The following is a 21,033-nucleotide window of genomic DNA, read 5'->3' on the forward strand; positions in this document are numbered from 1 at the left end:
CGGATTAAATCCTTGAACGAGCGTTAACTTTAAATCCTTCGTAAATTTTGTCATACAAAAAACTGCACCTCCAATTGTTAGACTGTGTCTAACAATTGGGGTGCAGTTCAATGCACGGCTTTTTGTATTCTATGTCGAAGATTCAATATTTCTTGGGAAATGCGGAAGGTCCCGTCGATATATAGGGAAGACATTAGAGTGCTTCTTTACATTTCCGGATTTTAACTAATAATGTTTCGTATTCTTGTTCGAGAGATGAGATATCATTGTGATGATTTGGTATGGAAATTCGGCCGATGACTTCTGTTAATTTTGTTTGTAATCGTAACAACTCTTGCTCAGTAACGTTTACAGAATCTCCGGTGGTTCTTTTTGTGTATTGCTCGTAATTACCGTGGAATACTCTAGGTTCACTCTCATCTACTTGTAGAATATGGTCTGCAACAGAGCGAATAAAGGCACGGTCATGGCTAATGAAAAGTATTGTGCCAGGATATTCTTGTAACATGGTTTCTAATTCTTCTTGCGTTGCTAAGTCTAAATAGTTTGTCGGTTCATCTAGCAGAAGCATATTATAGTTTCCTAAAAATACTTTTGCGAGTGCAACCTTCATTCGTTCACCCCCGCTTAGAACGTGCACAGGTTTATGAACATCCTCACGGCGGAATAGAAGTCGTGCAAGTATTGTGCGAACGAATGCTTCTGTATAGTTTGTTTCTTCTAGAACATTTTCTAAAATGGTTTTATCTGTTTTTAAAATAGATAATGTTTGTTCGAAGTATCCAATTTTACAACTTTTCGATAGCTGCATGCCACGCTCGTTTGTGAGAAGCATGTTGAACAAAGTGGTTTTGCCGCTTCCATTTGCCCCTAAAACGGCAAGCTTTGCACCAGGGGCAATAGTTCCATTCATATTTTTAAATAGTATACGGTCGCCTATTTTCTTTGTTGCTTTATTGAATTGTACTGCCACCTTACTATGAATGGGTGTATGGTATTGCACGTCAAATTGAGCTTGAGAAAGATCCTTTGGCTTTTCCTTCTTTTCTAGTTTTTCGAGACGTGTCTCTAATGCTTTCGCTGCTTTACTAACCTGTTCTTGGCCATGAGCCCCACTTAACCTATAAAGTCTAGATTCAGATGAACTGAACCGTGTTGGGATTTTTTTCATGTTAGAAGCACGTTGCTTTCTTTGTAGAATGGACTGTTCTAAACGATTTTTTTCTTGTATATATTGCTCATATTCTGCTTGTTTTTGTATTCGTTCACGTTCTTTTTGTTTTCGATAGTTTGAATAATTACCTTTGTACTCTTGAATAATACCGTCTTCAATTTCAATAATTTTGGTACATATATTATCTAGAAATTCACGGTCATGCGATATTAAAACAAGTGCCCCTTTATAAGATGAAAGTGCCTTTTCTAATTGCTCTGTACCGACCATATCTAAGTGGCTTGTTGGTTCATCAGCGAATAAAATGCCTGCATTTTGTTCGAGAGCATGCGCAATCTTTAGTCGCATTCGTTCACCGCCGCTCATTGCGTCGGTAACGTTTGAAATACTCCATTTTCCTTTTGCGAGAGAAGAAGCGGTTTCCGGTAGTTCTTCGCTGAGCTGAGGAATGATGGCGATAGAACTATGATGAGTTACTATGCCTCTGTCAGCTTCTATTTCTTTACTTAATATTTGCAATAACGTAGATTTACCAGCTCCGTTGACTCCGACAATTCCTATGCGATCCTGTGCTTGAATTTCCAGTGATGGTAATGTAAATAGTGTGCGATCACCAAAGCTCTTTTCAATATTACGTGCGAATAAAATAGTCATAAAAAAACCTCCCTAGTTTCACTAGAGAGGATAAACGTCGCCCTTGTATGTAAAAAATCGTACATAAATAAACGATTTTTTACATGATCGTTTCGAAAGAAAGTATCGACAAATGGACAGACTAATCCCCTGCTAGTTTTCATCATTTTTGTTCACTATTTGTGATGGATGAAATAAATAAGAGAATTAGAACTTCATTGGTCAAAGTACCTTCCTTTCATAATATTACTTTTATTGTATGCGCATACAAAAGGGTTTGTCAAACTTATTTCTGTTCGCTATTTTTGAATTTATTATTATACAATTGTGCTTTTGCCAGCGCCTCAGCATCGTTTTTAATTTCATCCAGTCCATTCGCATCTCCAATAACATAACCTTCAAATGAAGAACCAACAAAATCAAAGATATATTGGAATTGAGCAATAAGCGGTAATGCTTTTAGCTTTGGATTATCCCCGCCAACGATGACAACATACATTTTTTTTCCTTTCATTTTTTCTTTGAAATGAAGAGATGTATCGCGCAAGCTTTGTGACCAGCGATCAACAAAGTTTTTCATATGTCCACTCATTCCGTACCAATATAATGGTGTAGCAAAGATAATCGTGTCGTGCTCTAGCATGCGTTTGGTTAACTGCTCATAGTCATCATTTACGGATTGGAATCCTTCTGCATCATGACGTTGGTCTGTAATAGGATAGACGGTATGATCACGCAAATAAATTTGTTCTGTTTCAATGTCTTCTATCATCATATGTGTTAAAGCTTCTGTATTTCCGTTTTGTCTTGAACTGCCATGTATAACAAACATGTAATCATTCCTTTTCTTTTGCTTGTTTTAGGAGTGAAACGTGTTTTTGCAAATTCGCTTGGATGTTGGAAAGTAATGTGATTTGCTTTGTTACTTCATTGAGTTTATCTTCGTAAAGCGTAAGGATACTGCTACACGGATTGTCGTACAGGTGCGGTTCAATTTCAAGGCAGCGCAGCATCCTTGCCGTCTCTTCTAAATTTAAGCCAATTTGTAAGTACATTTGAATAAGCTCCACTTTTTCGATGGCACTTTCATCAAAATCACGGTAACCATTTGCAAGGCGCTTAGTAGGGAGTAAGCCCTTTTCTTCGTAATGTCTTAGTGATCTTTCACTAACGCCAGTTTCTTTTGATAATTCTCCAATTCGCAATGCGTTTCACTCCTTCTACATGTATTGTAAACCTTCACACTAATGTGAGGGTCAACTCTGTTTTTTCGCAAAAGAATCTACATGATTTAAGAACACTTGAATGGCTTTAGATGGAATGAAATATTTACCGCGTACGATGGAAAACGGACGGATTAGTTGTTCATTTGGAACTTCGACGTGGAATAGTTCTTTTGCTAGTAGCTCTTTCCGTACAGTCCAATCAGAAAGGATAGCGATGCCAAGCCCGGCACTAACAGCTTCCTTTACGCTTTGGATACTACTGAATGTAAAGAATCGTTTCATTTTTAAATGGTGTTGATGAATAAAGCGGTCACTATAAGCGCGTGTACCGGAACCACTTTCTCTTAATACCCATACTTGATCTTGGAGTGTACTTTCATTTATTTCATTTGTGCGGAGTAATGGATGATTTGGCGGGACGACGAGCTTCATTTCATCTTGCATAAATGTTTCAACATCTACGTCGGCGTATACGACTTGTCCTTCCACTAGGCCGATATCAATTTGATTAGAGCGAAGGCTTTGCAAAACGTCTTCTGTATTTGAGATGAAAGTATGAACTTCGACGTGTGGATTTTCATTCGCATAGTTAGCCAGTATTTTTGGAAGTAAGTATTCGCCAATTGTAAAACTAGCACCAATGCGAAGTGTTCCTGTTACAACGTTATGTAGTTCATTAATTTCTTGTTTAGCATCTTCGTAAAGAGAGAGCATTTGCTTTGCATGTATATATAATATGTTTCCAGCTTCCGTAACTTGGACGTGCTTCGGGGAGCGTTGAATAAGTGTAGTGCCAAATTCGTTTTCTAAGTTGCGTATATGCATACTTACTCCAGGCTGTGAAAGGTTTAATAATTCTGCTGCACGGGAGAAGTGTTTCTGTTCAACGACAGTAACAAAAATTTTTAAAATGTCTACGTTCATATAATGGGATCCTTTCTTTTTCTATCATCTTATCATAAGTATTTCTGATGATAGAGATTTGGTATTGGTATTAAACTTATTATAGAAACTCTCTTATAATGTAAGTAGAAAGAACATGCATGTTCCAATACGATTATTGGAGTGGTTCAAAATGGAACAAACACTTGTTATACAAAAGAAGAAGCGTTTTGGATTTTCGCAAGGAATTGGGATTACATTATTAATCGCAATTGCCGCGAAATATTTAGCAGAGCTTCCATTTTTAAATATTATGGGACAATTAGTAATTGCTATTCTAATTGGGATGGTTTGGCGCGCTGCAATTGGAGTTCCTCACGATGCGATAGCAGGAACGAACTTTGCGAGTAAGAAGTTGCTGCGCTTTGGGATCATCTTACTTGGAATGCGATTAAATCTTGTTGATATTGCGAAGGCGGGACCGAAAGTATTGATCATCGCGGCGGTTGTTATTACATTTACTATTTTTGTTGTATACGGACTAACGAAAGTATTTAAAGTAGAAAAGAAACTTGGGATTTTAACAGCATGCGGTACGGCAATTTGCGGCGCAGCCGCGGTCGTGGCAATTGCACCGCAAGTCAAAGCGAAGGATGATGAAACAGCAGTTGGGGCAGCAATCATCGCGATTTTAGGTACCATATTTACGCTTATTTATACGTTATTATATCCAGTGCTTGGTTTATCTCCGTACGGTTATGGTGTATTCTCAGGTGCGACGCTTCATGAAATCGCTCATGTCATCGCAGCTGCGGCGCCAGGAGGAAGTACTGCTGTAGACATCGCAGTTATTGTGAAGTTAACGCGCGTAGCAATGCTTGTGCCAGTAGCGATTTTAATTGGTCTATGGTTTGGTAAGAGTGAAGGTAGCAAAGAAAAGAAATCGTGGCGCGAACTTCCAATACCATGGTTCATTTTCGGGTTCTTAGCGATGAGTGCAGTGCATTCGATCGGGATTATTCCAGAAGTTGTTGCGGGATACATTGTTGTTCTTGCTTACATGCTTATCGCAATGGCGATGGCAGGGCTCGGTTTAAATGTAGAGTTTAAAACGTTCCGTAAATTAGGAAGTAAAGCATTCGTGGCAGGGCTGATTGGCTCGGTTTGCTTATCGGTTCTTGGATACGTTCTTGTATATGCGTTAGGATTTATGTAGTAGAGGAGAAAGCTGTTCCCGAAGGTATTTGGGGACAGCTTTTTCTTATGATTATAGTAGCGCTACGGATGTCGATATATTTGGAAAATCGCCGATATAAATGGAGTTGCGCTGATATAAATTGAATTACTCTTGTACTTTGTTAGAGTAGATGTTCAATGAAACATTTTTCTAAAATTTGTAAAGATATCTTTACTTATAACTGGAAAATATTTATAATTAAAGTAAAGATATCTTTACTTTTGAAGGTGGATCCTATGGGTGTGAAAAATAAAATAAAAGAGTTAAGAAAGCAAAATCATATAACACAAGTTGAAATGGCAAAGGCGATGCAGGTGACGCGGCAGACGATAGTGGCGATTGAAAATCATCATTACAATCCGAGTCTAGAGTTATCTTTAAAAATTGCCAAATATTTTGGAGTGAAGGTGGAGGAAATCTTTACGCTGGAGTAAGGGGAGAGAAATGGTAGGAAAACGAGCATAGCGATAGGGGGAATAAAAAATGCAGGATGAGTTTGAGAGATTTCAGTCAGATAAAGCGTTTAAATATGTAGGGTTATTTTTTACGATTAGTTTAGCGATATGGAGTTTATATAATTTAATTGTTGATGGAAATGCTGGTATGCCGTTTGTTTTATTTGTACTAGGGCAGTGGGTGTATTTTCTTGTGAACTATTGGCCGAAGTGGAAATATAGAAATCGAAAAGAGGCTGATCATGTATGAGTAAGAGAGAGGTCATGAGATTCGTAGGGAGTTTGCTTGTAGCAGGAATTCTTTTAAATACGAGTTTAATGATTTTAAGTATTTCGTGGGGAACTATTTTTATATCGAATGTAGCGCTAGTCATTTTATATGGAATTTCGGAATATAAAGAGCAGAAGCGTTTGAAAGAAGAGGGAGTACCATCAATTGATGAGCGAGTTGTGAACAAGATGAAGTCATATTTTATGATTTGTATTACAAGCTTCGTTTTCTTGTTTATTATGTATCTTTGTGTAAATAAGTATTTAGATAGGCAAGCAGTACATGTAACTGAGCTATTATATATTGCTATTTTTGGTGTATTAATTAGTATCGCATCAACGAGTGTGTTAGCAACAAGGAATAATAGATAGAAAAAGGGGAACTGGGATGGGATTACCGGTGTTATGTGTCGCTACAGCTATATTTTCGCTTCTTTGGGGAATGCAAAACTTTTCTCGTAATCCAGTGCCGAGTATTTGTATTATGATTGGTACTGTAGGTTTATCGTATTATTTATTATTATTAGCCCATTATCATAAAACGGCAACGAGTGTTGTTGTTGGAGCACTTATTTTATTTTGTGGGCGCGCCATACAAAAGGGGTTATTTCCATAAAAGCTGTTTATACATTTTGTATAAACAGCTTTTTGTATTTTTTTTACAAAAAGCTTGAAAGTTACGTAACGTCATCTTTTATAATGAAAGGGAAGAGGTGATGGTAGTGATTTCAATACAAGAATTGACGAGAGAAACAGGGGTTACAGTACGTACACTACGTTATTATGATCAAATAGATTTATTAAAGCCGAGCGGAAAAACAGAGGGTGGACATCGGTTATATAGTGAAAATGACGTTATTCGTTTGCAACAAATTTTATTTTTAAAAGAAATGGGATTTTCATTAAAAGAAACTGCGAATATGTTAGTAAAAGGTGAGCTGGATTTAAAAAATTCGCTTGAAAAACAACTTCGGTTTGTACAGGAAGAACAAAAGAAATTTAATCGAATGGAGAGTGTTTTACAAGCAGTTGTTTATTCGGTAGATGTGGAGGGAGAACTCGATTGGAAAGTTATGTTTGAACTGATTCAGCTTTCGAAGCAGTCTCCTCGTATACGTGAAATATTTCAAAATGAAGTATTTTCAAAGGAAGAACAAAAATTGCTTCATAATTTACCAAACATGAGTAAGGAAGATCCGAATGTTTTAGAATGGGTAGATTTATTAAAGCAATTACGCACTTTTATGAAAGACGGTAAAGAAGCTACTAGTGATGAGGTACAAGGGGCAATGAAGAGATTAATGCAGAAGTGTTTAGAAATGGCCAATGGTGATGAAGCGTTTTTAGATAAGTTATGGGAAGTTAGAAAATCGAAGGAAGATTCACAGAAAATGAGCATGTATCCAATTGAAGAAGAACTTTTAGTGTATATGGATGAGGCTTTTCGTATTTATGATGAAAGGGAGAAGGATAAATGAGCATACTCGCAGAATATCGTTGGTATTTTTTAATTGGGGCAGAAATTGTATTTTGGTTATCAGCTATCGGTTTCTTTTTACTTCGCTACGGATTCCGTTTGAAAAAGGCGAGTTTTATTATGGGAATTGTACTCCTCGTAAATGAAGTGTTTATTTTAACTTTAGGAGTAGTGGACTATTATCAAACAGGAAAGTTCTCTAACTTTCAAATTATTACTGTAATTATTTTATTGTATGCAGTTTTCTACGGGAAAAAGGATTTGAAGAAGCTTGATATATTTGCACAAAAATCAGTTGCGAAATGGCGTAATGAACCGGCGCCTATTATTGAAGAACAGGTAGAATTAACAGGCATGGCCTATGCAAAGCAGGAAATAAAAAATTGGGTATTGCACCTTAGTTTGTTTGTTGTTGTGCATATTTTCTTTTTCTTTCTGTACGGTTTCGTACCATTTGAACAATGGGGGAATTGGTTAGAATCGGGAATCGTTTTAAATAAAGCTGCAAGTCGCGTGAGCCAAGTGTGGGCGATTGTAATTTTAGTTGATACAGCAATTTCATTTTCATATGTGATTTTTCCGAAGAAGGAGAAAGGAAAAGAAAAGCTACTTTCATAGTTGAAAGTAGCTTTTCTGGTATACAAATAATTTTTATAGGAGAGGATGACAATAGAAAAAAGAATCAGCTGTATATGTCTATTTCTCTTTAGTTTAGTAGCATGTTCACCATCTAGCACTACAATTGATAAGAAGAATGATGTCATTGTAAAGAGAGCAGGAATTTCCAATCTAGATAAATTCGAAAAGTTCGTTTTGAATGTGGACCAAGGGGAAGTTGATAAAATAAGAATTGTACATTATACACATGAAGATGATCTGGTTTTTCAAACGTTAGAGTATAGTGGGACAGATATAATTCATATGTTAGATAATAGGCAAGATCGATTTGCTGGTAATCATACAGGTATAGATGAAGATAGCTGTAAAAGGATTGTTAAAGAGCAGCGTGAATCACAAATGGCTTATAGGTTAATAGACTGTGCGAATGAAAATGGGCGCAATGGATATGATTTATTATATGTACCTAAAAAATAGAGCTAGTAGAGGAAGGAAGTATATACTCCTTCCTTTTTCTATGTATATATTGTCGAAAACTTTACCGAATATCTGTTCGTTTTTTTAGGTTTTTTATAGGTATTCGTGGTAAAATAATAATACAGATTTTTATGAGGAGGTCGGATTTTACTTGGAACATCAATTTGAAATTATATCAGCGTATTCCCCGCAAGGTGATCAGCCGGTAGCTATAGAGAAGCTTGTAGAGGGAATTAATAGTGGAAAGAAAAAGCAAGTGTTGCTTGGAGCAACAGGAACGGGTAAGACATTTACGATTTCAAATGTCATTAAAGAAGTGCAAAAGCCAACACTTGTCATGGCTCATAATAAAACGTTAGCAGGGCAGTTATATAGTGAGTTGAAAGACTTTTTCCCGAATAATGCAGTTGAATATTTTGTTAGTTACTACGATTATTATCAGCCAGAAGCGTATGTACCACAAACAGATACGTTTATTGAAAAAGACGCACAGATTAATGATGAAATTGATAAATTGCGTCACTCGGCAACGTCTGCATTATTTGAACGGGACGATGTAATTATTGTTGCGAGTGTTTCTTGTATATATGGCTTAGGTTCTCCAGAAGAATACCGCGAGCTAGTTGTTTCGCTTCGAGTTGGTATGGAAAAAGACCGTAATCAATTGCTTCGTGAACTTGTTGATGTACAGTATGGACGTAATGATATTGATTTCAAGCGTGGTACATTCCGTGTGCGAGGAGATGTAGTTGAAATCTTCCCGGCATCACTTGATGAGCATTGTATTCGAATCGAATTTTTCGGTGATGAAATCGATCGTATTCGTGAAGTAAATGCGTTAACAGGTGAAGTATTAGCAGAACGTGATCATGTAGCAATCTTCCCAGCATCTCACTTCGTTACACGTGAAGAAAAGATGAAGGTCGCTATTGAAAATATCGAAAAAGAATTAGAAGAGCGTTTAAAGGAATTAAATGATAACGGCAAGTTGTTAGAAGCGCAGCGTATAGAACAGCGTACACGTTATGATTTAGAAATGATGCGCGAGATGGGATTTTGTTCAGGTATTGAAAACTACTCCCGTCATTTAACACTTCGTCCAGCGGGGGCAACGCCGTATACGCTATTAGACTATTTCCCGAAAGATTTCTTAATCGTTATGGATGAATCGCACGTATCAGTACCGCAAGTAAGAGCGATGTATAACGGGGACCAAGCGCGTAAGCAAGTGCTTGTGGATCATGGATTCCGTCTGCCGTCAGCTTTAGATAATAGACCGCTCACATTCGATGAGTTTGAAGAGAAAACGAATCAAGTTATTTATGTTTCAGCAACGCCAGGACCGTATGAGTTAGAGCAGTCACCAGAAGTAATAGAACAAATTATTCGTCCAACAGGGCTTTTAGATCCACCAATTGATATACGACCAATTGAAGGACAAATTGATGATTTATTAGGAGAAATTCAAGATCGCATCGCAAAAAATGAGCGTGTATTAATTACGACTTTAACGAAGAAGATGTCAGAGGATTTAACGGATTACTTAAAAGATGTAGGAATTAAAGTGAACTATCTTCACTCTGAAATTAAAACGTTAGAACGTATTGAAATTATCCGTGACCTTCGCCTTGGTAAGTTTGATGTGCTTGTCGGTATTAACTTATTACGAGAAGGATTAGATATTCCAGAAGTATCACTTGTAGCTATTTTAGATGCTGATAAGGAAGGATTCTTGCGTTCAGAGCGTTCATTAATTCAAACAATCGGTCGTGCAGCACGTAATGAAAACGGCCGCGTAATTATGTACGCAGATCGTATAACAAGATCGATGGGAATCGCGATTGAAGAAACGCAGCGTCGTCGTACGATACAAGAAGCTTACAATGAAGAGCATGGTATTACGCCGAAAACGATTCAAAAAGGTGTGCGTGATGTGATCCGTGCAACGACAGCTGCTGAAGAGACAGAAGTATATGAAGCAGCGCCAGCTAAGAAGATGACGAAAAAAGAGCGTGAAAAGACAATTGCGAAGATGGAAGCAGAGATGAAAGAAGCAGCAAAAGCGTTAGATTTCGAGCGTGCAGCTGAGTTAAGAGATTTACTATTAGAATTAAAAGCGGAAGGGTGAAAAAAGTGAGCATGAGCAAGGATTTTATTGTTGTAAAAGGTGCTAGAGCACATAACTTAAAAAATATTGATGTAACCATTCCGAGAAATCAGCTTGTTGTTGTGACGGGATTGTCTGGTTCAGGGAAATCATCATTAGCGTTTGATACGATTTATGCAGAAGGGCAGCGCAGATACGTAGAATCGTTATCTGCGTATGCGCGTCAGTTTTTAGGACAAATGGATAAGCCGGATGTAGATACAATTGAAGGATTGTCACCAGCGATTTCAATCGATCAAAAAACGACGAGTCGTAACCCACGTTCAACTGTCGGAACGGTAACGGAGATTTATGATTATTTACGTTTATTATTTGCGCGAATTGGTACACCGATTTGTCCGAATCATGGCATTGAAATTACGTCACAAACAGTAGAGCAGATGGTAGACCGTGTGCTTGAATATCCTGAACGTACGAAATTACAAGTGTTAGCTCCTATCGTTTCTGGGCGTAAAGGTGCGCATGTAAAAGTACTTGAAGATATTAAGAAGCAAGGATATGTTCGTGTTCGCGTTGACGGTGAAATGCTTGATGTATCTGAAGATATTGCGTTAGATAAAAACAAGAAGCATTCCATTGAAGTTGTAATTGACCGTATTGTTGTAAAAGAAGGGATCGCAAGCCGTCTTGCTGATTCACTTGAAAGTGCATTAAAGCTTGGCGGGGGACGAGTGTTAATCGATGTAATGGGAGAAGAGGAACTTCTATTTAGTGAACATCATGCTTGTCCGCATTGTGGTTTTTCAATCGGAGAATTAGAGCCGCGTATGTTCTCATTCAACAGTCCATTCGGAGCATGCCCTTCTTGTGATGGACTTGGTTCAAAGTTAGAGGTAGATTTAGAACTTGTTATACCGAACTGGGATTTATCATTAAATGAACATGCGATTGCTCCTTGGGAACCGACAAGCTCACAATATTATCCGCAGCTTTTACAATCTGTATGTAATCATTACGGCGTTGATATGGACGTGCCTGTGAAAGATATACCGAAAGATTTATTTGATAAAGTGTTGTACGGAAGCGGTGAAGAGAAAGTTTATTTCCGCTATGTAAATGAATTTGGTCAAGTAAAGGAAAATGAGATTTTATTTGAAGGTGTTATTCCAAATATCGAACGTCGTTATCGTGAAACGAGTTCTGATTATGTTCGTGAGCAAATGGAGAAATATATGGCAGAGCAAGCCTGTCCGAAGTGTAAAGGTGGGCGCTTAAAGCCTGAAAGTTTAGCTGTTTTCGTCGGTGATAAAACGATTGCTGACGTAACGAAGTATTCAGTTCAAGAAGTACAGGAATTCTTCTCAAATGTAGAGCTAACGGAGAAACAACAAAAAATTGCTCATTTAATTTTAAGAGAAATTCAGGAGCGCGTTGGGTTCTTGGTGAACGTTGGTTTAGATTATTTAACGTTAAGTCGTGCCGCAGGAACTTTATCAGGTGGTGAGGCGCAGCGTATTCGTTTAGCAACGCAAATTGGTTCTCGTCTTACTGGGGTACTTTACATTCTTGATGAGCCTTCTATCGGTTTGCATCAGCGTGATAACGACCGTCTTATTCGCACATTGCAAGAAATGCGTGATTTAGGTAATACGTTAATTGTTGTTGAGCATGATGAAGATACGATGATGGCAGCTGACTATTTACTTGATATCGGACCTGGCGCAGGTATTCACGGTGGACAAGTCGTATCAGCAGGTACACCAGCTGAAGTGATGCAAGATGAAAACTCGTTAACTGGTAAGTATTTAAGCGGTAAAGAGTTTATTCCGGTTCCACTTGAAAGACGTAAAGGTGACGGACGTAAAGTGGAAATTGTCGGTGCAAAAGAGAATAACTTAAAAAACGCGAAAATGTCATTCCCGCTTGGTACGTTTGTAGCGGTAACGGGTGTATCTGGATCAGGTAAAAGTACGATGATTAATGAAGTACTATATAAATCGTTAGCGCAAAAGTTATATAAAGCGAAAGCGAAGCCAGGTACGCATAAAGAGATTAAAGGTCTTGAGCATTTAGATAAAGTAATCGATATTGATCAATCGCCAATTGGACGTACACCACGTTCTAACCCAGCAACGTATACAGGTGTATTCGATGATATTCGTGATGTGTTTGCACAAACGAATGAAGCGAAAGTGCGCGGATATCAAAAAGGGCGTTTCAGCTTTAATGTGAAAGGCGGACGTTGTGAGGCGTGCCGTGGTGATGGAATTATTAAAATCGAAATGCACTTCTTACCAGACGTATACGTGCCATGTGAAGTTTGTCATGGTAAACGTTACAACCGTGAAACGTTAGAAGTGAAATATAAAGATAAGAACATTTCTGAAGTATTAGGAATGACAATTGAAGATGGGGTAGATTTCTTCGCTAATATCCCAAAAATTAAGCGTAAACTTCAAACTCTTGTAGATGTTGGACTTGGTTATATGAAATTAGGCCAGCCAGCAACAACGTTATCTGGTGGTGAAGCACAGCGCGTGAAGCTAGCTTCTGAATTACACCGTCGTTCTACAGGACGTACACTATATATTTTAGATGAGCCAACGACTGGTTTACATGCGCATGATATTGCACGTCTTCTAGAAGTGTTGCAACGTCTTGTTGAGAGCGGTGAGACGGTACTTGTAATTGAACATAATTTAGATGTGATAAAAACAGCTGATTATATCGTTGACCTTGGACCAGAGGGCGGAGATAAAGGTGGACAAATCGTTGCTTCCGGAACGCCAGAGCAAGTAGTGAAAGAAGAACGCTCATACACAGGTAAGTATTTAAAAGAGATTTTAAATCGTGATAAAGCAAGAATGAAAGAGAAAATAAAAGAAGTAGAGTTATCGCAATAAGTTTATTGATGAAAACCGAGTGGAAATGACGCTCGGTTTTTATTTTACGAGGAAAAACTGGTAAGCATGTTAGTAGGTATACAAGCATGAAAGATAGAATAAGTTGATATAAGTGTTTGTATCATACTTGCGTTTATTATCTATTAGCGTATGATGAAATATATATGTTTAAAAGGATGTGTAACGAAATGAGATGGATTGTATCACTTCTTGTAAATAGCGTTGTGTTAATCGCTGTATCGGGACTTTTAAAAGGGATTGCACCAGATGCATTTTACGTAGCAAATATACAAACTGCAATTATTGCGAGTATTATATTGGCGGTTTTAAATGTGTTCGTAAAGCCATTTTTAATTTTAATTACGCTACCAATTACTGTTGTAACTTTCGGCTTCTTCTTAATTGTTATTAATGCGATTACGTTAAAAATAGCAGATTCATTATTAGGAGATGCTTTTAATATATCAGGATTTGGTGTAGCGATTGTTGCGGCAATTTGTATTTCAATTTTTAATATGATAATTGAAAAGGCAATTGTTGAACCTCTATATGAAAAAAAGAGAAAGTGACAAAAAGAAAAACATTTCATTATTCGTATGAAATGTTTTTTTCTATTTATTAGAAACCGTATTTCTTGTTTCCAGAAAAAAATGGTACAATATCCGATAGAATGGAATTTTACATCAAACGAGACTGAACCCGCAGCGGAGTGGAGGTTTATACATATGCCGAAAGTAAGGACAAAAGATTTAATTGAACAATTTCAATTGGAGTTAATCAGTGGTGAAGAAGGCATTCATCGTCCGATTGATACAAGTGATTTATCACGACCTGGAATTGAAATGGCAGGATTTTTTACATATTATCCAGCAGATCGTGTGCAGCTTCTTGGAAAGACGGAGCTTACGTTCTTTGACACGTTAACGTCAGAGCAAAAACAAGAGAGAATGAAAGCGCTTTGTACTGAGGAGACGCCATGTATTATTGTAACTCGTAATCAAGATGTACCAGATGAGTTATTACAAGCATCACGTGAATCAGGTATGCCTTTATTACGTTCTTCTCAAACGACAACTAGATTATCAAGTCGTTTAACAAACTATTTAGAAGGTAAGTTAGCACCAACAACTGCTGTTCATGGTGTGTTAGTAGATATTTACGGTGTTGGTGTTTTAATTACAGGTCAAAGTGGTGTTGGTAAAAGTGAGACAGCTCTTGAGCTTGTAAAGCGTGGTCACCGTCTTGTTGCGGATGATAGTGTAGAAATTCGTCAAGAAGATGAAGACATGTTAGTCGGAAGCTCACCAGATTTAATCGAGCATTTATTAGAAATTCGTGGTCTAGGTATTATTAACGTTATGACGTTATTCGGTGCAGGGGCAGTACGAAATTATAAGCGTATTACACTTGTTATTAATCTTGAAATTTGGGATCAAAAGAAAAATTACGATCGCTTAGGTCTTGATGAAGAGAAGATGAAAATTATTGATACAGAGCTTACGAAGATTACGCTTCCAGTTCGTCCTGGTCGAAACTTGGCTGTTATTATTGAAGTAGCAGCGATGAACTTCCGTTTAAAACGTATGGGAGTCAATGCAGCACAGCAGTTCTCTGAACGATTAATGAGTGCAATTGAGTTAGGAAATCAGGAGTAAACTTTGGAGAGGGAGGTCATATACATATGCTGTTAGCTTCTGTACCACAGCTTGACCGTGTAGCTATCCAACTTGGGCCGTTTCCTGTGTATTGGTACGGGATTATTATCGGTACAGGTGTGCTATTAGGTCTTTGGCTGGCAACTCGCGAGGGAGAAAGGCTAGGTATTCCAAAAGATACATTTGTTGACCTTGTATTAATTGCAGTACCGATCGCTATTCTTTTTGCGAGAATGTACTATGTTATTTTTGAATGGGAATATTACGCACAAAATCCGAGTCAAATTATTAATATTCGTCAAGGTGGTTTGGCGATTCATGGTGGTTTAATCGGGGCTGTTATTACAGGTGTTCTTTTTGCGAAACGACGTGGACTTTCTTTCTGGAAGTTGGCTGATATTGCTGCACCAAGTATTTTACTAGGACAAGCAATTGGCCGATGGGGAAACTTTATGAACCAAGAGGCGCATGGTGATGAAGTAACGAGACAGTTTTTAGAAGGTCTTCATTTACCGGATTTTATTATTAATCAAATGTATATTGAGGGTGTGTACTATCATCCGACGTTTTTATATGAATCATTATGGAATTTTGCAGGCGTAATTTTACTACTTGCATTAAGAAAAGTGAATTTACGTCGCGGGGAATTATTCTTCACATATTTAATTTGGTATTCAGTAGGACGCTTCTTCGTAGAAGGCTTACGTACAGATAGTTTAATGCTAGGACCACTTCGTATTGCACAAGTAATGTCAATTGGACTTGTTGTTATTTCTATTATTTTCATTATTGTGAGACGAAAAATGGGGCAAGCTGATAAAAGATATTTAGAAAATTAGAGACAAGTAGCATCTTATTATAAGATGCTGCTTCTTTCATATTCAGGAAGGCGAAAGGACTAAGGCGATGAGAATAAATACAGTTTTATTTGATTTAGATGGAACTTTAATTAATACAAACGAACTTATTATTTCTTCTTTTTTACATACTTTAAATACATATTATCCAAATCAATATAAGCGTGAAGATGTGTTGCCATTTATCGGTCCATCTTTGCATGATACTTTCAGTAAGATTGATGAAAGTAAGGTTGAAGAGATGATTACAAGTTATCGCGAATTTAACCATGATCATCATGATGAATTAGTAGAAGAATATGAAACTGTATATGAAACAGTTCGAGAGTTGAAGAAGCAAGGTTATAAAGTTGGTATTGTTACAACGAAAGCGAGACAAACCGTTGAGATGGGATTACAGTTGTCAAAGCTTGATGAATTTTTTGATGTTGTCGTGACAATTGATGATGTAGAGCATGTGAAACCACATCCAGAGCCAATTCAAAAAGCGCTTGAATTATTAGATGCAAAACCAGAAGAAGCATTGATGGTTGGGGATAATCATCATGATATTGTCGGTGGTCAAAATGCGGGGACGAAAACAGCTGCGGTTTCATGGACGTTGAAAGGTAGAGCGTATTTAGAGGCTTACAAGCCGGACTTTATGCTAGATAAAATGAGTGATTTGCTACCGATTTTGTCTAATATGAACCGTTCATAAAGGTCCAAGTAAGTTAGTAGAGGAGCGAGCTAAGTGCGACGGACAACGCGCTATCCTGTTTCAGGAGAAAATTCATTATGGAATGTGTATAAAACAGTGTCTTTTTGGAAGGTAATGAAAAACTTTATTATTATCCAAATTGCACGTTACACGCCATTTTTATCTGTGAAGAATTGGTTGTACCGCACTTTTTTACGGATGAAAGTAGGAAAGAAAACATCATTTGCGCTTATGGTAATGCCGGATATTATGTTCCCAGAAAAGATAACTGTGGGAGAGAATTCGATTATTGGCTATAACACAACGCTTTTAGCACATGAATATTTAATTCGTGAATATCGACTTGGGGAAATCGTCATTGGAAATGAAGTGATGATTGGAGCGAATGTAACAATATTACCAGGTGTGAAAATTGGAGACGGTGCGACTGTCTCAGCTGGCACACTTGTTCATAGAGATGTACCGAGCGGTGCTTTCGTAGGTGGAAATCCAATGCGTATTATTTATACGAAAGAGCAAATGACCGCCAGAGAAGGTTCATGGTGAAAATGTAACATTTCTCCTCTTTTTTTATGAATAAAAAGGAAATAATTGAGTATAATATACTGTTTTGTTTTTTACGGAATCGTTTATACTTATAGATAGAAGAATGTGTGAACGAAGAAAACAAAAAACTGGAGGATATATGGGGAAAAATCAAAGGATATATAAGGAGAACGGACAAGTTATCTCTTTTAATCAATTAGCGGACTTCTTTTATAAAAAAGGGATGAGAGCTTACAAAGGACAAAAATTGCAAGATGCAATTAAATATTTTCGAAGAGCGGCACAAAGTGAGAAGGAGCCGTTTATTTTATGTCAATTAGCAACAGTATTATCTGAGGCTGGTGAATATCAAGAGTCGAATCAAACCTTCTTAAAGTTAGTTAGATCTAATCCTGAACTTGAACAGTGCTATTATTTTATTGCAAATAATTATGCATATATGGGGTTATTTCAACAGGCGAAGAAATATGCGGATCGCTATTTAGAAGTTGCAAAAGAGAAGGAATTCGTAGAAGATACATTAGAACTTCTAGAGATTATGGAAGAAGAAGCAATGGGTGCGGAAGAGATTGAAGATGAAGATGATTTAATTGTTATGCAGGAAGAAGCGAATCGTTATATTCGTAATGGACAATTAGAAGAAGCAATTGCTACATTAGAAATTGTTACGAAAGATTATCCGGAATTTTGGTCAGGTCATAATAATTTAGCCATTGCACATTTTCAATCGGGTAATGTAGACAAAGCGCTGAAGTTAACAGAAATGATTTTAGAGAAAAATCCTGGTAATATACATGCGCTTTGTAATACACTTATTTTTCTATATTCAATTGGAGAGCATAAACAAGTAGAAGCATTAGCGGGACAGCTAGTTTCAGTATATCCAATTTCATTTGAACATCGTTTGAAACTGGGAACTACACTTGCAACAATTGGTTATTTCGAGCATGCATATAAATGGTTCAAACTATTAAAGCGTCAAGGATATGAGGGAGACGTTAGTTTTTATTATTGGTTTGCATATTCTGCTTATATGGTGAAAGATCAGCAACTAGCTGAAAAAATGTGGCAATATGTCGTGGAATTGCATCCTGATAAAAAGGGAAAAGAACCGTGGAATGCGCTGAATTTAGCAGATGAAGGACAAAACATGTTATTTGAAGAATTACGAAAATCATTTCAGCAAAGTGCGACGCTAGAAGAACAAATGCTAGCTTTATATTTAATGAATGAATTGTCAACGCCGGAGAAGGTGGGATTCTTCTTTGATATAACGCAAGCGAAGAACGGTGTTCCCATCGTATCACAACTTGCAAAGTACTTCTTTTTACTTAATAGTCATAAGAGTATTCCAGCTGATTTACAGCAATTTGAGCAGTGCGCGAGAATCGCGGATGCATTATACAATTATACGAAAAAAGATGATGAATTAATTGAAGAGTGTTTACACTTTTGGTTTTGTACGTTCATACGTTTATATACATCTGGAGACATATTTACAAATGTGTACGGCTGGTCAGCTGCGATTGAATACATTGTACGCGGCGAACAAGGAAATAAAATGACACAGTCGGAGCTTGGAGATGTATATAATGTATCTGTAGCGACTGTCCGAAAGTATGTGCAAGCTGTTAAGCGTACGCACACATAAGATAAGCAAATCATTGGGAAAAAAATGATGCTAACAGTATAATGAGGGTAACTTAATTGTGTAGGAATGGATAGGAGTGAATAGTGTGTCAGAAGAAAAAATTTATGATGTCGTTATTATTGGTGCAGGACCAGCTGGTATGACAGCTGCAGTATATACATCTCGTGCAAATTTAAGCACATTAATGCTTGAGCGTGGTATTCCAGGTGGCCAAATGGCAAACACGGAAGATGTAGAAAACTACCCAGGTTATGAGTCTATTTTAGGACCAGATTTATCAAATAAAATGTTCGAGCATGCGAAGAAATTTGGTGCTGAATATGCATACGGTGATGTGAAAGAAGTCATCGATGGTAAGGAATACAAAACAATTATTGCTGGTAAAAAAGAATATAAAGCACGTGCAATTATCGTTGCAAGCGGTGCAGAGTATAAAAAAATTGGTGTACCGGGTGAAACAGAACTTGGCGGCCGCGGTGTATCATATTGTGCAGTATGTGACGGAGCATTCTTTAAAGGAAAAGAACTTATCGTAATTGGCGGCGGAGATTCTGCTGTTGAAGAGGGTGTGTTCTTAACGCGCTTCGCATCAAAAGTAACGATCGTTCACCGTCGTGACACGCTTCGTGCACAGAAAATTTTACAAGACCGTGCTTTCCAAAACGAAAAAGTAGATTTCATTTGGAACCACACGATAAAAGAAATCAACGAAGCAAGTGGTAAAGTAGGAAGTGTAACACTTGTGGACGTAAATAGTGGAGAAGAGAAAGAAGTCAAAACTGACGGCGTATTCGTATACATCGGTATGTTACCTTTATCAAAACCATTTGTTGAACTAGGTATTACAAATGAAAATGGTTACCTTGAAACGAACGAGCGTATGGAAACGAAAATTCCTGGTATTTTCGCAGCTGGTGATGTTCGTGAAAAAATGCTTCGTCAAATTGTAACTGCAACAGGTGACGGTAGTATTGCAGCGCAAAGTGCACAACATTACGTAGAAGAATTATTAGAGGAATTAAAAACTGTATCAGAAAAATAAGGGATAATATACCTTGTGAGAAGAAAGCTACCGACAGGAGCTTTCTTCTTTTTTTGTGTGAAAATGTCAAAGTTTTGTCAAAAAATATAAGGATTATAAGCTTTCTTATTGATATACTGGACTTTACGGAAAAAATCACTATAAGAAATGAGGAATTTATTCAGTATGGAATGGCGTAATATATATCGTGGATTTTGTATGGGCGTTAGTGATTTAATTCCTGGTGTGAGCGGCGGTACAATCGCTGTTGTGTTAGGGATTTATGAACAATTGCTTGCGGCAATTAGTGGATTCTTTAGTCGTGAATGGAAAAAACATTTAGGATTTTTAATTCCACTTGCAGCTGGTGTGGCAGCGGCATTTTTAACGTTAAGTCACGTTATTAAATATTTACTTGCAAATCATTATGAACCGACTCAATTTTTCTTCCTCGGTTTAATTATTAGTATATTACCGATGTTAATGAGGGAAGCTGATGCAAAGTCGTCGTTTAAAGGTAAGCACATCGTTTTATTAATAGTTGCAGCAATTCTTGTTGCGATTACAGCTTTCTTTAAACCAGATAAGGTAGCAGATCCAATTACGACGTTAACAATTTTAAATGCAATTGGTTTATTTTTCGCAGGATGGATGGCTAGCATGGCCATGCTGCTTCCTGGAATTAGTGGATCGTTTATTTTATTAATTATTGGTGTGTATCCAACAGCAATTAACGCTTTAACTACACTTAACTTACCTTTAATCGTGGTTATCGGTGCTGGTGTTATGGTTGGATTTGTTGTAAGTAGTAAAGGCATTAGTTTTTTATTAGATCGTTATAAAAGTATGACATTTGCGGCAATTATTGGACTTGTAATCGGTTCGATTGTAATTGTATTCCCTGGGATTCCGACTGGCGGATTTTCAATTATAAGTTCAATTATTACCTTTGTTTTAGGATTTGCGATTGTTACTTATTTCGGTAAGAAATAAGTACTTTAATCCCCTTGGCGATAAAAAGCGTTAAGGGGATTTTTCATGCTATTCATTCAAAGTATAAGCATTTACATTGCTTGTTATAGAAAGCTTTTTTAAAATTGCTGAGTAGCATATGCTTAGCGAAAGAGGACTGGCTCCTTCGTTG

22 protein-coding genes are annotated in these 21,033 nt (G+C 37.3%); 18 read left to right on the forward strand and 4 right to left on the reverse strand.

Annotated elements, in window-relative coordinates:
- Nucleotides 1-193: 193 nt before the first annotated feature.
- From abc-f to ACTFSL_RS30135, 4 genes are all read right to left on the reverse strand, one after another.
- On the reverse strand, nucleotides 194-1,828 hold the full coding sequence (gene abc-f / locus ACTFSL_RS30120) for a ribosomal protection-like ABC-F family protein (protein WP_000153761.1): 1,635 nt from the start codon (nucleotides 1,826-1,828) through the stop codon (nucleotides 194-196).
- Nucleotides 1,829-2,093: 265 nt separating this feature from the next.
- Nucleotides 2,094-2,639, reverse strand: coding sequence for a flavodoxin family protein (locus tag ACTFSL_RS30125; RefSeq protein ID WP_000497611.1), 546 nt, complete (start codon nucleotides 2,637-2,639; stop codon nucleotides 2,094-2,096).
- 4 nt (nucleotides 2,640-2,643) lie between these two features.
- Nucleotides 2,644-3,012 carry a MerR family transcriptional regulator gene (locus tag ACTFSL_RS30130; RefSeq protein WP_001219225.1) on the reverse strand — a complete coding sequence of 123 codons (369 nt, stop codon included), beginning with the start codon at nucleotides 3,010-3,012 and terminating at the stop codon, nucleotides 2,644-2,646.
- 51 nt (nucleotides 3,013-3,063) lie between these two features.
- The gene (locus tag ACTFSL_RS30135) at nucleotides 3,064-3,957 is read right to left on the reverse strand and encodes a LysR family transcriptional regulator (protein WP_001099987.1); all 894 of its coding nucleotides are present in this window, start codon (nucleotides 3,955-3,957) and stop codon (nucleotides 3,064-3,066) included.
- Between the two features lie 151 nt (nucleotides 3,958-4,108).
- On the opposite strand from ACTFSL_RS30135, the gene ACTFSL_RS30140 reads away from it, so the two are divergent.
- The 18 genes from ACTFSL_RS30140 (at nucleotide 4,109) to ACTFSL_RS30225 (ending at nucleotide 20,882) form a co-directional block, all read left to right on the forward strand.
- Nucleotides 4,109-5,131: a YeiH family protein gene (locus ACTFSL_RS30140; RefSeq protein ID WP_440042889.1), complete on the forward strand. Its 1,023-nt coding sequence runs from the start codon at nucleotides 4,109-4,111 to the stop codon at nucleotides 5,129-5,131.
- A 257-nt stretch (nucleotides 5,132-5,388) separates the two neighbouring features.
- Complete coding sequence (locus tag ACTFSL_RS30145) at nucleotides 5,389-5,586, forward strand: helix-turn-helix transcriptional regulator (RefSeq protein ID WP_000538364.1); 198 nt, start codon at nucleotides 5,389-5,391, stop codon at nucleotides 5,584-5,586.
- A gap of 49 nt (nucleotides 5,587-5,635) precedes the next feature.
- Nucleotides 5,636-5,857, forward strand: coding sequence for a hypothetical protein (locus tag ACTFSL_RS30150; protein ID WP_001150199.1), 222 nt, complete (start codon nucleotides 5,636-5,638; stop codon nucleotides 5,855-5,857).
- Complete coding sequence (locus ACTFSL_RS30155) at nucleotides 5,854-6,249, forward strand: hypothetical protein (protein ID WP_000043992.1); 396 nt, start codon at nucleotides 5,854-5,856, stop codon at nucleotides 6,247-6,249. The genes ACTFSL_RS30150 and ACTFSL_RS30155 overlap by 4 nt, the downstream gene beginning before the upstream one ends.
- Before the next feature lie 16 nt (nucleotides 6,250-6,265).
- Nucleotides 6,266-6,493 (forward strand): hypothetical protein, encoded by a 228-nt coding sequence (locus ACTFSL_RS30160; RefSeq protein WP_000524139.1) that lies wholly within the window; start codon nucleotides 6,266-6,268, stop codon nucleotides 6,491-6,493.
- Between the two features lie 100 nt (nucleotides 6,494-6,593).
- A complete protein-coding gene (locus ACTFSL_RS30165; protein ID WP_440042891.1) occupies nucleotides 6,594-7,355 on the forward strand; it encodes a MerR family transcriptional regulator in 762 nt (253 codons plus the stop codon).
- Nucleotides 7,352-7,972: a hypothetical protein gene (locus tag ACTFSL_RS30170; RefSeq protein WP_440042892.1), complete on the forward strand. Its 621-nt coding sequence runs from the start codon at nucleotides 7,352-7,354 to the stop codon at nucleotides 7,970-7,972. The genes ACTFSL_RS30165 and ACTFSL_RS30170 overlap by 4 nt, the downstream gene beginning before the upstream one ends.
- A gap of 45 nt (nucleotides 7,973-8,017) precedes the next feature.
- A complete protein-coding gene (locus ACTFSL_RS30175) occupies nucleotides 8,018-8,449 on the forward strand; it encodes a DUF4362 domain-containing protein (RefSeq protein ID WP_440042894.1) in 432 nt (143 codons plus the stop codon).
- Nucleotides 8,450-8,600: 151 nt separating this feature from the next.
- On the forward strand, nucleotides 8,601-10,577 hold the full coding sequence (gene uvrB / locus ACTFSL_RS30180; protein WP_440042896.1) for an excinuclease ABC subunit B: 1,977 nt from the start codon (nucleotides 8,601-8,603) through the stop codon (nucleotides 10,575-10,577).
- An 11-nt stretch (nucleotides 10,578-10,588) separates the two neighbouring features.
- Nucleotides 10,589-13,459 (forward strand): excinuclease ABC subunit UvrA, encoded by a 2,871-nt coding sequence (gene uvrA / locus ACTFSL_RS30185; RefSeq protein WP_440042907.1) that lies wholly within the window; start codon nucleotides 10,589-10,591, stop codon nucleotides 13,457-13,459.
- Between the two features lie 188 nt (nucleotides 13,460-13,647).
- Nucleotides 13,648-14,028 carry a phage holin family protein gene (locus ACTFSL_RS30190; protein ID WP_001267308.1) on the forward strand — a complete coding sequence of 127 codons (381 nt, stop codon included), beginning with the start codon at nucleotides 13,648-13,650 and terminating at the stop codon, nucleotides 14,026-14,028.
- A 156-nt stretch (nucleotides 14,029-14,184) separates the two neighbouring features.
- Complete coding sequence (gene hprK / locus ACTFSL_RS30195; protein WP_001127250.1) at nucleotides 14,185-15,114, forward strand: HPr(Ser) kinase/phosphatase; 930 nt, start codon at nucleotides 14,185-14,187, stop codon at nucleotides 15,112-15,114.
- 26 nt (nucleotides 15,115-15,140) lie between these two features.
- Nucleotides 15,141-15,953, forward strand: coding sequence for a prolipoprotein diacylglyceryl transferase (lgt, locus tag ACTFSL_RS30200; protein WP_000922849.1), 813 nt, complete (start codon nucleotides 15,141-15,143; stop codon nucleotides 15,951-15,953).
- Between the two features lie 67 nt (nucleotides 15,954-16,020).
- The gene (gene ppaX, locus ACTFSL_RS30205; protein ID WP_440042898.1) at nucleotides 16,021-16,671 is read left to right on the forward strand and encodes a pyrophosphatase PpaX; all 651 of its coding nucleotides are present in this window, start codon (nucleotides 16,021-16,023) and stop codon (nucleotides 16,669-16,671) included.
- 33 nt (nucleotides 16,672-16,704) lie between these two features.
- Nucleotides 16,705-17,217: an acyltransferase gene (locus ACTFSL_RS30210; protein ID WP_001255070.1), complete on the forward strand. Its 513-nt coding sequence runs from the start codon at nucleotides 16,705-16,707 to the stop codon at nucleotides 17,215-17,217.
- Between the two features lie 139 nt (nucleotides 17,218-17,356).
- Nucleotides 17,357-18,868: a tetratricopeptide repeat protein gene (locus ACTFSL_RS30215; protein WP_000517739.1), complete on the forward strand. Its 1,512-nt coding sequence runs from the start codon at nucleotides 17,357-17,359 to the stop codon at nucleotides 18,866-18,868.
- An 85-nt stretch (nucleotides 18,869-18,953) separates the two neighbouring features.
- Nucleotides 18,954-19,910, forward strand: a complete 957-nt coding sequence (gene trxB / locus ACTFSL_RS30220; RefSeq protein WP_001288078.1) for a thioredoxin-disulfide reductase — start codon at nucleotides 18,954-18,956, stop codon at nucleotides 19,908-19,910.
- Between the two features lie 165 nt (nucleotides 19,911-20,075).
- The gene (locus ACTFSL_RS30225; RefSeq protein WP_440042900.1) at nucleotides 20,076-20,882 is read left to right on the forward strand and encodes a DUF368 domain-containing protein; all 807 of its coding nucleotides are present in this window, start codon (nucleotides 20,076-20,078) and stop codon (nucleotides 20,880-20,882) included.
- Nucleotides 20,883-21,033 lie beyond the last annotated feature (151 nt).

This window comes from Bacillus cereus group sp. MYBK108-1, from assembly GCF_051917185.1.
Taxonomy (GTDB): Bacteria; Bacillota; Bacilli; order Bacillales; family Bacillaceae_G; genus Bacillus_A; species Bacillus_A cereus.